This window comes from Paenibacillus paeoniae (genome assembly GCF_003388735.1).
In the GTDB taxonomy this organism is placed as follows: domain Bacteria; phylum Bacillota; class Bacilli; order Paenibacillales; family Paenibacillaceae; genus Pristimantibacillus; species Pristimantibacillus paeoniae.
Genome location: NZ_QUBQ01000003.1, coordinates 192,151 through 204,966, shown reverse-complemented (window position 1 = coordinate 204,966; position 12,816 = coordinate 192,151). Strand labels below are relative to the sequence as shown.

12 protein-coding genes are annotated in these 12,816 nt (G+C 50.0%); 2 read left to right on the top strand and 10 right to left on the bottom strand.

Going from position 1 to position 12,816, the window contains the following annotated elements:
* Positions 1–118 precede the first annotated feature (118 nt).
* Positions 119–862, bottom strand: coding sequence for a polysaccharide deacetylase family protein (locus DX130_RS17270; protein WP_116047516.1), 744 nt, complete (start codon positions 860–862; stop codon positions 119–121).
* 88 nt (positions 863–950) lie between these two features.
* On the opposite strand from DX130_RS17270, the gene DX130_RS17265 reads away from it, so the two are divergent.
* Positions 951–2,078, top strand: a complete 1,128-nt coding sequence (locus DX130_RS17265) for a hypothetical protein (protein WP_116047514.1) — start codon at positions 951–953, stop codon at positions 2,076–2,078.
* Here DX130_RS17265 and DX130_RS26505 read toward each other — a convergent pair.
* The 8 genes from DX130_RS26505 to DX130_RS17225 form a co-directional block, all read right to left on the bottom strand.
* Positions 2,059–2,226, bottom strand: a complete 168-nt coding sequence (locus DX130_RS26505) for a hypothetical protein (RefSeq protein WP_165861337.1) — start codon at positions 2,224–2,226, stop codon at positions 2,059–2,061. The genes DX130_RS17265 and DX130_RS26505 overlap by 20 nt on opposite strands.
* Positions 2,227–2,549: 323 nt before the next feature.
* Positions 2,550–3,875 carry an AAA family ATPase gene (locus DX130_RS17260; protein WP_240644557.1) on the bottom strand — a complete coding sequence of 442 codons (1,326 nt, stop codon included), beginning with the start codon at positions 3,873–3,875 and terminating at the stop codon, positions 2,550–2,552.
* 2 nt (positions 3,876–3,877) lie between these two features.
* The gene (locus DX130_RS17255) at positions 3,878–5,302 is read right to left on the bottom strand and encodes an RtcB family protein (protein WP_116047512.1); all 1,425 of its coding nucleotides are present in this window, start codon (positions 5,300–5,302) and stop codon (positions 3,878–3,880) included.
* Between the two features lie 319 nt (positions 5,303–5,621).
* Positions 5,622–5,819, bottom strand: coding sequence for a response regulator transcription factor (locus DX130_RS17250; RefSeq protein ID WP_206098840.1), 198 nt, complete (start codon positions 5,817–5,819; stop codon positions 5,622–5,624).
* Positions 5,820–6,148: 329 nt separating this feature from the next.
* Entirely contained in the window at positions 6,149–6,421 is a 273-nt protein-coding gene (locus DX130_RS17245; RefSeq protein ID WP_116047509.1) for a hypothetical protein, read from the bottom strand.
* Between the two features lie 41 nt (positions 6,422–6,462).
* Positions 6,463–7,143, bottom strand: a complete 681-nt coding sequence (locus DX130_RS17240) for a peptide-methionine (S)-S-oxide reductase MsrA (RefSeq protein ID WP_116047508.1) — start codon at positions 7,141–7,143, stop codon at positions 6,463–6,465.
* A gap of 63 nt (positions 7,144–7,206) precedes the next feature.
* The gene (locus DX130_RS17235; RefSeq protein ID WP_116047826.1) at positions 7,207–8,328 is read right to left on the bottom strand and encodes a slipin family protein; all 1,122 of its coding nucleotides are present in this window, start codon (positions 8,326–8,328) and stop codon (positions 7,207–7,209) included.
* Between the two features lie 650 nt (positions 8,329–8,978).
* The gene (locus tag DX130_RS17225; protein WP_240644556.1) at positions 8,979–9,860 is read right to left on the bottom strand and encodes a patatin-like phospholipase family protein; all 882 of its coding nucleotides are present in this window, start codon (positions 9,858–9,860) and stop codon (positions 8,979–8,981) included.
* Between the two features lie 207 nt (positions 9,861–10,067).
* Here DX130_RS17225 and DX130_RS17220 point away from each other — a divergent pair, with 207 nt between their 5' ends.
* Positions 10,068–11,762 (top strand): ribonuclease J, encoded by a 1,695-nt coding sequence (locus DX130_RS17220; RefSeq protein WP_276310899.1) that lies wholly within the window; start codon positions 10,068–10,070, stop codon positions 11,760–11,762.
* Between the two features lie 55 nt (positions 11,763–11,817).
* On the opposite strand, the gene DX130_RS17215 is transcribed toward DX130_RS17220, so the two are convergent.
* Positions 11,818–12,816, bottom strand: a complete 999-nt coding sequence (locus tag DX130_RS17215; protein WP_116047503.1) for a DUF4179 domain-containing protein — start codon at positions 12,814–12,816, stop codon at positions 11,818–11,820.

Here is a 12,816-nt window from a genome sequence, read left to right as displayed (position 1 = left end):
AGCAACGTATCATACACTGGCACCGCGCTCTTTACCTTCCTTCATTCCCGCAATGTTCACTAATGACGCCATACAAAAAACCCGACGTTTCCGCCGGGCCTGTGAAAATCCGTACAAATTAATGATGAAGCACTTGATCATATCCGATCAACTCGGATACCGTAACGAAGCGAAAGCCCCGATCACTCAGTTCTGGCAGTATGCGCTTCAGAGCGGATACCGTCTGAGACTGTCCGCCTACAAAATCATGGAAGAGAATAATGTCTCCATTCCTCGCATTGCGAAGCACCTTATTCACAATTTTATGTACACCGGGACGTTTCCAATCCTCTGTATCCTGATGCCAGGACCATAACACAACCTGATAATGAAACGCTTTGGCCGCGTCGATCAGCCGATCGCTATAATAACCGCCCGGAGGACGGAATAATGCGGGTTTCTGTCCTGTAATGCGCGTAAGTGTCTCCTCGGTTTGTTCGATCTCCTTTTTCATGGCCTCCAGGGAAGAGCGGTTGTTGAAAAAAGGATGGTTGAACGTATGATTAGCAAGCTCGTGACCTGCTTCCACCTCTTGTCTCACGATATCTGGATAGCGCTCGGCATGTTTTCCAATAATAAAAAACGTGGCCTTCGCCTGATATTGTTCCAGCAGCTTCAAAATTTCCGGCGTATCCTCCGGGCTCGGACCATCGTCGAACGTCAAAGCGATGACCTTCTCTTCCGTTGGCACTTCCCAGACGATCTCGCCTCTCGTCTCATAATATTTTCGCTCCTTCGCACCCGCTGCAGGAGTTGCCAAGGCAGGCACGGATATCATCATCATGACGCAAAAACAAGTCGTTGCCGCTTTCCATTTCACCATACTCACCTCTACATTTGGAATCAAGATGCCTACCGAGTAGGATTTCCTTGTTCAACGCAAAGCTATACCCTTCAAAAGGAGAATGATTATGAACCATCGATTGCGGACTGTTCCATCCATAGCGAGAAGGGCAACTTATCTCACCCTGTTCTGCTTCACTATTTCCCTGGCTTATGCATGGAATTACGCAATAGCCGCTCCATCACAGGCAGAATTGCTTGTCCAATCCTCCTCCGATGCACAGCACAAATCCGTAAAGTCTCTGTCTCCCTCCCTATTGGAAGGATCGGCAAGCGAGGGAAGCAGCCCCTTCCTGGCCTCTGATCTTTATGTGACGATCAAGCAACCTACTGGACAAATCATTAATTATTCTGTGGACTCCTTCGGAAATCTTCATGGGGATCATGGAAAGACGATTGTCCTGCGTCCTATAGCACGAAGCAAGCTGCTGAATGAGGCCCGTCAGCTTCGGGCCAAGCATTACGGGGAACTGCTGTCTTGGCAGGAAGCGAAAAGGGTTATTCCGCGAAAAACCAACTTGACCGTCATCGATCTGGAGACGGGACTGCGATTCAACGCTCAGCGAAGAGCGGGCAGCAGTCATGCGGACGTTCAGCCGTTGACAAAGGCAGACACCGAAACGATGAAGCAAATTTATAACGGCACTTGGAGCTGGCATCGCAGAGCTATACTCGTCGAAGCGAACGGCCGCACGTTAGCCGCTTCCATGCACGGAATGCCGCATGGCGGAGACGGCATTCCGGGCAATGGCTTCAGCGGCCACTTCTGCATCCACTTTCAAGGCAGCACCACACACGGCAAAGGAAATATCGATCTAGGCCATCAGCTCATGATAGCGAAGGCGTCAGGCACGCTTGGCTCCTTTATGAGCGAGCTTGACCCGTATGATACAATCAATACCTTTTTCCTGGCCAACACGTATGACGACAGAGCGCTCATGCATCGCGTATTTCCAATCAGCATGCTGCCCCAAGCTAAGAGGAGGTACTTTGGCGCAGAAGATGCAGCCATTCGACACCGCTTCATGGAGCCTGATGAGCATTCGCATACCGAATTAATCACAGACATTCCAGTTGAGACTTGCCAGGCACGCGGTAGCCGCTGCGCGCAGAAGTCCGTGAGTATCTTTCATATGAGAAGATTATCTCTACTGGATGCATGGACAATCGACGACATTACAACCCCGAGGCAATAGGGGAAATGATACTCGTATCTTTCTCCTCCTTGGCTTTGGATAACGCTGTGATGGCGAATGCTCCATAAATAACCATAATGATGGAGGAAATAAGGAGAAGGCTCTCTGATACCGTAGGAGTTGATTCCGTTTTTTGCTTCTTGGCCATGATGAGTGTCCTTCCTTCAAGGGATTCGTCTGACGGTTTAACTTAGTTTATGTGCAGGCAGAAGCCCGTTACACGGCAGACGCCCAGGGAAGAAAAGAAATAAGACGACTGCCTCCGTTTGACCGGGGAAACCGTCTTAAACTTTCATATCTGTACAACAACTTAGGGCTGTAGCAACATTCTTGATAAGATGCCCTATTACTACTTTCAGGAAGTCTGGACACTACTAAAACATCTTGGTATTCGTATATGCCGGGACGACCATCAGAAGGTTTGGATTAAAATTCTCAATGGCAAAAGAAGAAAGCTTGACCGTTCATGATTTACATAAATCCCATTGTATTTCTATCTTTCATCCAATCGCCGCTGCGGCTCTTCGAGTAGTCAGAATTCATCTCGTTAATCATATCCATCAACCTCACTTCATTCTCGTAATGCTTCTGCAAGGCGGCAGATACATAGAGTTCACCAAGCTGCGCAAAGGTGAATCCGTCCGTGCGTCTGGCCGCTTCCGCAAGCGTCTCCTGATCAACTAATTGCGCCATCCCCTTGCGCTGCAAATAATCAAGGCGCATCGACTGATCCGGCGACTTTACCTCGTAAGCCCGATCGAATCGCCCTGCTCGGTTCATCAGTGCCGGGTCGATGCGCTCCGGGTAGTTGGTCGTCCCGATGAGGAAAATCCCTTCCTTGGAAGCTACGCCATCCAAAATGTTGAGGAAGTAGGATCTGCACGATTCCGGCATGGAGTCTATATCTTCAATAACCAGCACCATCGGCGCCATACGTACCGCAGCAGAGAATACCTCGCTGATGGACTCGCTGTTCGTATACTCTGTAATTTGCCAATAGGTTACCGGTGCGCTCACCGTACCTGAGATTGACTTTACTAATGTCGTTTTTCCATTGCCCGGCTTGCCGTAGAGCAGAATCCCTCGTTTGTACGGGATATTATAGGTTTCGAAAAAAGATCCTTCCTTATCGAAAAACTCATCCACCGATCGATAAATATGCGCCTTAAGCGTCTCATCCATAAAAACGTCGCTTCGAGCGACAGGATGGGTCGCGCTAAGATGCTCACGCTCCAATCCATCTCTTGTATCGCTATATAACATGATTTTCCGCTCGGCAAGCTGACGCTGACGCATATCAGCCAGAAATTCACCCATGCTCTCTTCGCTTGCCGCAAAAATCAAATTCTCGTATCCGAGTCCATGATTCATTTCTTTCGGAACGCGGGCAAATGCAACTTGAAACGCAGGGTAGAGAAGCAAGTTATTACGGACGGCCGGTCTAATCTCATAGCTGCCCTGACGAGGCGACATTGCCGTGTCCGACTCGTAACGGAATACATCGGTCTCTACGAGATCGTACAGGCTCGCCGCATGCTCCACACCGGGGTAGCCCCTTCGCACATCCTCCTCCAGCGAGTCCCACATATCATTGCTATCCTCTTGGTAATAGAGACGGAAAGCGCCGCCGAATCTTTCCTCCAGATAGCGGAAGATGCGTCTGACTGTTTCCGCATAATCGAAATAAGTTTTGCCAATGGAGACCGGACCTTGGCCAGAAGGAGCGATGAAGGAAGCCCTTTCGCTCGACATAGCCTTATCTTTAACCGCTTGCGTTAATTTTGCTGCTGCTCTCATCGTTATACTCCTTTGACCGTCGCAAGCGGGCTGCACTTCGCCACAACAGTGGCAAGTCCGGCTCCAACGACGCTTTCTATGATTTGATCTACGTCTTTGTAAGCTTGCGGGGATTCATCCAGAATCGATTCCAGCGCCCGATGGTTTACCACAATCTCATCCTCGCACCCTACGCGCATAGAGGCGGCAAATTCATCTACTGACACTAGCTGCTTTGTCGCATTGCGGGAACGAATCCGTCCCGCTCCATGGCAGATGGAGTAATAGTTGTCCGCACCGCCGGCAGCGCCGACCATCAAGTAGGAGGCCGTCCCCATCGATCCCGGTATAAGCGCCGGATGCCCTGTCGTCAGATACGGGGCAGGATTGCCGGGATGTCCTCCCGGCAGCGCCCGGGTTGCACCCTTCCGATGAATGAAATAGCTATCCTCTCCTTCTTCTTCTCCACAAGCGTAATTATGCATCAGATCATAAAGCGTCCGCAGCTCCACGCCGGATCCGATCGTGTCGCGGAAGGCTTCTCGGACCGCGTAAGCAAGCAGGTGACGATTCACAATGGCGAAGTTCAGAGCAGAATACATCAAGTTTATATAGGTGTCTCCCGCCGCACTGCCGATCGGTGCGAACTGAAGCTTGGGATCGGCAGTGCCATGACCTAGCTGGCGCATCGTCTTGGCCACTTCCGAGCTGCAATATTGGTTGACGGCGCCGCCCCATGCGCGGGAGCCGCTGTGTATCATGACAATGACCTGTCCATCCTTAAGTCCCCATTGCTGCGCAACGTCATAATTGTCTTCATGAAGCTGAATGGACTGAATCTCGACGAAGTGATTGCCTCCTCCAAGCGTGCCCAGTTGACGATGTGATCGGTGCCACACATGCTCCGGCAAGCGATCCAGCACATCTTCATTGAATCGAAAGCCGCTGCTTTCGACATGCGTTAGGGAAGTGGCCTTTCTAGGCGTATACGAGTCCGGCACATATTTGCCCGGCAGCCCGTGAAGCCCTTTGCGAAGCACATGCTCAAGTCTAATGTCGGAGAAGTAGCCTCTGGCATGGCTCTCGACCGGAATAAGTTTCTCTATCGCTTTCACCAGCTTCCGGCGAAGCCTCACATCCTTCAAATCCTCGGCCTGCATATTCGTCACATGGACGCGCATGCCGCAGCCGATGTCGCTGCCTACGATGGAGGGCGAGACATAGCCATTCTCCGCTCCCCATACAGCTGTCGTGCCGATACATGTACCGACTCCAACATGTGCATCCGGCGTATAGCTCATGTAGCGAATATTTGGAATTTGCAAATTGTTGTTCGCCATCTCCAGCACCTTGGATCCCATATCCTGGAATAATCTATCGCTGGCATAGATGTGCAGATCGCCTGCCGGCAGATCAATCTGCCTGTAATACGTTTCGTTGTTATTCATAATGAAATTTCACTCACTCTCGTTTAGTAGAAATAAAAAAGAAGACCGTAAGCCTAGGTCGCTTACGGTCTTCAAGCATGCGGAAAATAGGAGCGGTTCGCACCAGCAACCACATGTGGTCACGTGCTTCCGCTTCTCCTTGCTCAGGCCCGTAGAGGCCGATGGACAATGAATGTATGGTTTGCTTTCTTAACTATGCGGTCTAACATGATCGTAACGAACATGGCCCTCGGCCTCCTTTCCAAATGTGATAGAGTTATCATAATCGATGCCTGCCGCTGCTTCAATGTAAAAAACAGCTATAGCTGTTTTGGAGCCATTATGATTGCAATAGCTTCAGCTTTTCAGCCACAGCAACGGCCCTTATCCGGCGATCTACATTCAGCTTCTTGAATATATTGCGAACGTGAGTTTTCACCGTCTCGCTCGTAACCGTCAACTTGACGGCAATTTCCTTGTTGGAAGCTCCTTCGGCCATCAGCAGCAAAACTTCTTTCTCCCGTTCCGTCAACTCCATGTGCGGGCTGGCAACCTCCTCAGAAGAGGCTCGGCCGAAATATCTGCATATTGCCGATTCAGCAGGGGAAGAGCTTCTCTGCATATCTGCAGCATCTGGGAAGCTAATCGCATCTGTGCGGCAGAGTTCTTCTCCTTACGTTGTCGACTATACAGCATCTGTATGGCACGATCCCTCCATACATGCAGTCGCTTAAAAGATCGGCAGCGTACCCCACTCTTATGTGAACCGGAACGCTACCGCTCCCGCATCAAAAGGGAATAACCGATAATGAAAAAAACCGTCAGCAGCGAGTCACCTCACCCTAACGGTCCTAAACATACGCCCTATTATAACAAAAAGAGGGATCCCAGCCCCAATACCCATAGCATCGGTATCAAATTGACGATAACCGCAGCCCGTTTCTTCCGTTTGTGAATGACCCATGCGATAATCGAACAAGCCACAACGGCAATAGGATAAATCGTAATCGCAAGGACGAAGCCTAAATTGGCAGCCCCGACGCCACTGTCAAAACTCATAAACGACAATCCCCAGAAAACAAACCAGGGCAGTAAACCAATCACATATAAAATTTGAGTAAGAATCAGATATACCTTCATGCGTCTCCCCCTTAATCAAGGACAACAAATACTAAGGTCTCCTACCATCGAATGGAGGATATCAAGTCTATTATATCACTTTTCTCCGCGTCGCTGATTCTCCATGCCTCTATCTCATTTTTGATTCTTTCCATGCTGGTATAGCCCTTCGCAAGACCATTCAGCCTAGCGGCAACGGTGGCGTCATTCAACTGGCTATGTGAGGGATATCGTGCGCTGAGCGATTCGACCGCTTGCGCATACCGCTTTAAGTAATATTTCTGATGACGCTCCTCGGCGCTATAAAAGTTGCTGTACAGCACAATGTCCGTGTCCGGTCTAGCGTATCCTCGGCGCTCTCGATCAAGCAGCACGCGATCAATCGCAGTGCGTTGGCTCTCATTCTCATAAAGGAGCAGCGAGTGATATTGCCGGCCCCTGTAACCATTAATATTAACTGGATTATGATGCTCCCAAAAGTAGGCGGCCAGCTCCTCAAAGGATCGTATGCTGGAATCAAATTCAATTTGAACACTTTCCGTATGATCCCCCAAATTACGGTACGTCGGCTGAGCGGACTGACCTCCCGTGTAGCCAACGCGTGTGCGAATCACTCCCGGCATCGCACCGAACAGCGCTTCCGGACTCCAAAAGCAGCCCATGCCTAACGTGATCCGCTCTGTTCCCGATACCAATTGAGCGCTATCCTTCTCTGCAAATGAGTTATCCAATACGCCTGTCATCCTCTCCAAGCCAGGTTCATCCGCGACATCTTAAGTACAAAATAAAAGCCGAAGATCATTATATCACGAATGATCTCCGGCTTTCTTCACACCGACCAAAGCGTTGAGCTGCTCCAACAGGTTGCCTCCGCCAGTCAAGGAGATGCTGCCTACCCGATCGCATATCTTCTCCAGATACTCCAGCTCCTTCAACCGATACAGCGTACTGTTCTCCTCCATCAGCTTTGCCGTATTGAGCAAGCTTCTAGTGGAAGCCGTCTCTTCACGGCGCGTAATGAGATTGGCCTGCGCTCTCTTCTCCGCCAGCAGCACGGTATTCAAGATATCCTTCACCTCGCCAGGCAAAATAATATCCTTCACGCCTGCGGCAGCAAATCGGACCCCGAATCGATCGCTATGCTCATTCAGACGACTCAGCACATAGGCGCCGATCTCTTGCTTCACGCGGAGCAGATCATCCAGCTTCATCGTGCCAATGTATTCACGCAGAATCAGCTGCAGCGTAATATAAACCTGCTCATCAAAGCCTTTGATCTCCAACGTTTTGCTTGGACTTACGATCTGATACTGGCATACAAAATTGAGTCGAAGCGTAATTTTGTCTTCCGTCATCATCTCCTGTCCGGTCAAATCAAGCTGCTGCTGACGCAGGTCGGCCATTTTCACTTGTACGCTAACAGGAGCATGTTTCCAAAAGTAATATTTACCGGGCGCAAGCTCTCTTTGAAAAACGTGATTATAGTGCAGGAGCCCTCTTTCATGATTGGCCACTTCAATGACCGTACAGTAAGGCAGCAGCCGCTGAGGAAGCGCAGCAATCAGATCGGACGGAAGCTCAGGCTGACGGATATCGATATGTACGAAGCGATGCTTTTTCAGCACATTCCAATAGGCATAGCTGCCTGCCCCTAATAAGGAGACGAATCGGCCATCCTCATAATGAAGCACATACTCGTGATCCTGGACATCCACAACCGCAAGCTCCAGGCCCAATTCCGCATCATGACGAAATAGAGCAAGCTCTTTGCCTGGCACCGCAAATGGTCTGGTCACCTCCTGTACGATCACTTCGTTTCCAGACCAAGACGTGTAGCGATACGTTCCCGGCTTTAAATGATGGATATAGCTGCCTTTATGAAAGAGCAATCCTCGCTCATCCGATTTGATGACTATTGTTTTGATCATTTTTTTCATCCTATACACCTCTTCTTCATTTGATCTTCCGCAGGAGCGGTCCTTCGACATCGGGACGGAATCGGATTCAGAATCGCTTTTGCCTCCAGTTGACCGCATCTGTAACGAGGAGGCGTCGGGGTCCTTGCCACCCGTACCTGCCTCGGTCTTCTGTCAGCCCTGCGCGGATAGCTTTCGTGATTCGGTATCCTCCGATTGCATAGTCCGGCCAAAGCGGAATTCACCGCTTCCCTGCATCCGTTTGCCGCCTCTCCTTACGAAGGGGGACAGGAATGCAAAGGGTCGCTGCTGCTCCGACCGTTCCCTGGAAGACCTGTTCAGACTTGCTCAATTGCTCGATCCTTAATCGAGTGTCCAACCTGGCGTCTGTAAAGACGATTGGGATTTGAACCCAATAATAATTTTGGAGGATTAATGTTGCACAAGCGTTCAGTATACCGGAGCCGAATCGGACCGGCACTGCGGAACGTTAGAAGTTCACGCCCTGGAACCTTGCTGCTAACGATTAACCTCCTTCATCATGCCAGAATCCGGCAAAAGCGAACATGGCGAAAGTATTACAACGAAAAAAATGATGCACATAAGCGGCTCGTATGGACCGAAAAGGGTACGAAAAAAGGCAGCCAAATCATTGGCTGACCTTATACTTCAGTAACCTTCATCCAATCTTGAAGAGATGGCATCAGCTTGTCCGCATCGCGATAGCCCTGCATGTAGAGCGCATCCAGCTTCTCTTTATTCCGCTCCATTCTGCCAACCGTCAAGGTCTCTTGAGGCCGAATAACAAATACGTTGCCTGCCTTCTCCTGACTTTCGATATAATCCAATGTCTCATTATAGACCTCATACCTGCGCAGCATCGTCTCAACGAGCTTCGGATATTTGGTATAAGCGCGCTTCAGCATCCAGGGAAAGCGAGAGCGGGATTTGCGATAGTCGCTGTTGCGCGTCAGAATAAGCACATTGCGCTGGTAGCCTTGTCTCTCGGCCTCTCGCAACGGGATGGGATCGGCAATGCCGCCATCGAGCAGCTTCCTGCCGCCGAACTCGACGATCGGAGCGATAAAGGGAAGCGAGCTTGACGCCCGTAGCAGCTTTAATAAATCATAACCGGGATCGTTCTTATGATAATAAACAGGCTCCCCTGTGGTGCAATCCGTCGTACCGATGACATATTCCTCCGGACTGTTCTGAAAAGCATCATAATCGAACGGCACCAGCTTATTCGGAATTTCATCAAATATAAAATCCATGCCAAACAGCTGCCCATTCTTCCATAGATTGCTCCAAGACAAATATCGCGGATCACTCACCCAATTCACATTAACGATACGATTGCGTCCAAGCTGCCTGGACAAATAGCTTGCTCCCATGCAGGCTCCTGCCGACACGCCGATTGTATAGGGAAAGTAAAGCCCATGCTCTGAAAAATACTCCAGCACGCCCGCTGTATAAACGCCGCGCATGCCTCCGCCTTCCAGTATTAAGCCATTCGCATGCATAAGCTGCCTCCTTCGCAACATGATTCACATGTGTAACCTCTTTTATCCAGCCTAGCACTTGAACACCCAAAAATCTATAGCCCTCAAGCCGTATACCGTTCAGTTATATCTTCGATGGAAGTAAGTGAATAGATTAGCCGATTAATCAAAATATTAAGGATATCCGGCATCTTGGGCGTACACTGAACATCGAACATCCATTCATGGCATCCTTTTGGGAGGACAGATATGATGAATCAAAATCAAGTAAATCCGCAACAAACAAGCAAGCTGTCCGTATTTGCGCTAGGCGGCGTATTCGAGATTGGAAAAAACATGTATGTCGTGCAATACGGAGATGATCTCGTCGTCATTGACTGCGGCTCCAAATTCCCGGACGAAACCCTGCTCGGCATCGATCTCATCGTTCCCGACATTACATATTTGCTGGACAACAAGCAGCGTATCAGAGGTCTATTTATTACGCATGGACATGAGGATCATATCGGAGCTATTCCTTACATTTTGAAGCAGCTAGATATGCCTGTATACGGAACTCCGCTGACACTCGGTCTGATCAAAGGCAAATTGAAGGAGCATAACCTGAGCGATAAAGGATTGCATAATATTAACACCGACAGCATCATCGAGCTGGGTACGCTCACGCTGTCCTTCTTCCGCACGAATCATAGCATTCCGGATTGTGTAGGCATCGCCATTGATACTCCGGAAGGAACAGTCGTTCATACCGGAGATTTCAAGTTCGACCTCTCGCCCGCCAACAAGCAATTTCCCGATGTGCATAAAATGGCCCGGATCGGCGAACGCGGCGTGCTTCTTCTGTTATCCGAGAGCACCAATGCGGAGCGGCCCGGGTTCACCCCCTCCGAGAAGCTGGTGGGAGAGCGCATCGAAGAAGCCTTCCAAAAAGCGACAAACAAAATATTTCTCACAACCTTCGCTTCCAATGTAAACCGGCTGCAGCAAGTGATCAACGCTGCGCGCAAAACGGGCCGCAAGCTGCTGTTGCTCGGGCGCAGCATGGTGAATGTCGTCCGGGTGTCCCGGGAGCTTGGTTATCTGGATGTACCGGATGGTATGCTCATTGAGCCCAGAGAGACCGGGCAGTTCACTCGTGATCGTATCGCGGTATTATGTACCGGTAGCCAAGGCGAGCCCTTGGCAGCCTTATCGCGTCTGGCCAGCTCCACACATCCCTTAATTACGATTGACCCTGACGATACGGTCATCTTCGCCTCATCTCCGATACCCGGCAATGAACGGAATGTTGCCAGCACGCTGGATCATCTGTATTTGCTGGGGGCGCATGTGATCCACGGCGGCAGCGGTTCGAACGGGATGCATGTGTCCGGGCATGGCAGTCAGGAGGAGCTGAAGCTGATGCTTACCCTCATGAAGCCGACCTATTTTGTTCCGATTCACGGGGAATACCGCATGCTGCACCAGCATCGTCAGCTTGCCGTAGACGTCGGAGTCGAACGGGAGCATGTCTTCATCTTGCGAAATGGCGATGTACTGGACATCAGCGGCGGCCAAGCAGTCAGCAACAGGCAGATTCCGGCAGGAAACACGTTGGTGGACGGTTTCGGCATCGGCGATGTCGGCAACATTGTACTGAGGGATCGCAAGCACCTGTCCGAGGACGGCATTATCGTCATCGTCATTACATTAAGCCGCCAGGAAAATGCGCTGCTGTCCGACCCGGATGTTATCTCGAGAGGCTTCGTCTATGTGAAGGAATCGGAAGGCTTGCTTAGCGAGGTTAGTCGAATCGTGATTCGTACCATTGAGGAGCTCCAAGAATTAGGTAATGACTGGAAGTGGGCGATCTTAAAGACCAAAACAAAAGACTCCGTCGGCGCTTTCCTCTATGCGAAAACAAAAAGAAGACCGATGATTCTCCCTATTATTATCGAGATATAACTCACAACAAAAAGGATAGCTCGCAGCTTCTTTCTGCGGCTATCCTTTGTTTCATTTATGGAATTTGAACGCCTGATCCAAGCTCCTCACGATCATTAAAGCCAATCGGAACGATGCGATATGAACCTTGACTGCTATCAATCGGTCCGAATCGGATATACGATCTCTCCCCCGGTTCCTCCGATACATAACCCTTCGATTCCAAAATCTCTTGACCGCTGTCCGAGACAAGCTTCCATCTTAGTGAATCCGATGCCCCTGCTGCATCAAAATAAATAAGTGTCGATATCGGCGTCAGAATGGCTCTTTCGATCGTGACAGTCTGCCCTTGAGGAAGCGATATTGTTTCATTCATATCAATGGTTTTCATAGCGGCATTAAGCTCACTAGAAGAAACCTCGACGTGGAATATCCAAGGCTGTTCGATTGGTTTGCCTGTTATCTCATACTCGCCTTTTCCACTGATTCGATCGTAGGCAATTGTCAGTTGAAGCGGTTGCCCGTTCCGCGGCAGCTCCCGCACACTAATATCGCCATATACGGTGTACATCCCTTCCACAACCTTAATCGACTGCGAGCCCCTCGTAAGCTGGATATCCTCACCATCCACCAGCACACTTGGCATGAGCTGCGTCTGATAGCTGAAGTCAATCCCCTTCGCAGGCTCGAAGGTCGAGCTGATGAGCAGTCGATCTGAATCGACAAGCACTTCGTTCAGTGTAAGCTTGCCATACGCATTCTCGGCGGATTCGCCAAATACGGTCTTATAAGCGGAATAATCGGGCGGAGTCTCGCTATGAATAAATCGTTCGATCTGACCCGCTGTGGCCGGGATTTTGGCAAGTGTCAGCTTACCGTATGATAATGTAACGCCCATCGCGAGAATAAGCACTGCGGCAAAACCTACCCATCTTCTCGCAGTCATCATGCGGTGGCGCCCCAACTTATTTTTTACTCGATTCACCCATCTCTTCTGCTCTAAGTCAGACAACGGCTCCGTCTCATACTGTGATATGTCCAGATTCATCTCATTCCATTTTTCAAAAATCGACAT

What these genes read in the sequence shown, in the direction of transcription:
- DX130_RS17270 (WP_116047516.1), bottom strand. Translation starts at nt 862, where the DNA reads ATGGTGAAATGGAAAGCGGCAACGACTTGTTTTTGCGTCATGATGATG.
- DX130_RS17265 (WP_116047514.1), top strand. Translation starts at nt 951, where the DNA reads ATGAACCATCGATTGCGGACTGTTCCATCCATAGCGAGAAGGGCAACT.
- DX130_RS26505 (WP_165861337.1), bottom strand. Translation starts at nt 2,226, where the DNA reads ATGGCCAAGAAGCAAAAAACGGAATCAACTCCTACGGTATCAGAGAGC.
- DX130_RS17260 (WP_240644557.1), bottom strand. Translation starts at nt 3,875, where the DNA reads ATGAGAGCAGCAGCAAAATTAACGCAAGCGGTTAAAGATAAGGCTATG.
- DX130_RS17255 (WP_116047512.1), bottom strand. Translation starts at nt 5,302, where the DNA reads ATGAATAACAACGAAACGTATTACAGGCAGATTGATCTGCCGGCAGGC.
- DX130_RS17250 (WP_206098840.1), bottom strand. Translation starts at nt 5,819, where the DNA reads ATGGAGTTGACGGAACGGGAGAAAGAAGTTTTGCTGCTGATGGCCGAA.
- DX130_RS17245 (WP_116047509.1), bottom strand. Translation starts at nt 6,421, where the DNA reads ATGAAGGTATATCTGATTCTTACTCAAATTTTATATGTGATTGGTTTA.
- DX130_RS17240 (WP_116047508.1), bottom strand. Translation starts at nt 7,143, where the DNA reads ATGACAGGCGTATTGGATAACTCATTTGCAGAGAAGGATAGCGCTCAA.
- DX130_RS17235 (WP_116047826.1), bottom strand. Translation starts at nt 8,328, where the DNA reads ATGATCAAAACAATAGTCATCAAATCGGATGAGCGAGGATTGCTCTTT.
- DX130_RS17225 (WP_240644556.1), bottom strand. Translation starts at nt 9,860, where the DNA reads ATGTTGCGAAGGAGGCAGCTTATGCATGCGAATGGCTTAATACTGGAA.
- DX130_RS17220 (WP_276310899.1), top strand. Translation starts at nt 10,068, where the DNA reads ATGATGAATCAAAATCAAGTAAATCCGCAACAAACAAGCAAGCTGTCC.
- DX130_RS17215 (WP_116047503.1), bottom strand. Translation starts at nt 12,816, where the DNA reads ATGTCGATTTTTGAAAAATGGAATGAGATGAATCTGGACATATCACAG.